1 protein-coding gene is annotated in these 306 nt (G+C 66.0%); it reads left to right on the forward strand.

Going from position 1 to position 306, the window contains the following annotated elements:
• Positions 1 to 173 precede the first annotated feature (173 nt).
• Positions 174 to 306: transposase (locus IF89_RS44275; RefSeq protein WP_420707030.1), on the forward strand; the 133-nt coding region annotated here is incomplete at its 3' end.

Here is a 306-nt window from a genome sequence, read left to right on the forward strand (position 1 = left end):
CGACACCCTCAACGGCAACACCGGCCTCAACACCAACAACGGCGGCACCGGCACCAACACCTGCACCAACCCCACCACCGGACCCGGCTGCAACAACTAGGGAGCGTATTGGGGTGTGACCAATCTGCGGGTTTCGGCCTCGTGGTCGCGCCGGATCCGGTAGATCGTGTTGTGTGACGCGAGCGCAACTCACGCATGCCGAGTGGCAGTTCATCGGGCCGTACCTGCCGGTCGGCGGGTACGGCCCGTACCCCGAACGGCTGCGCCAGCAGTTCGAGGGCGTGATCTGGCGCTTTCGGACGGGTG

It is taken from the genome of Streptomyces sp. NRRL F-2664 (assembly GCF_000719345.1).
GTDB lineage: Bacteria > Actinomycetota > Actinomycetes > Streptomycetales > Streptomycetaceae > Streptomyces.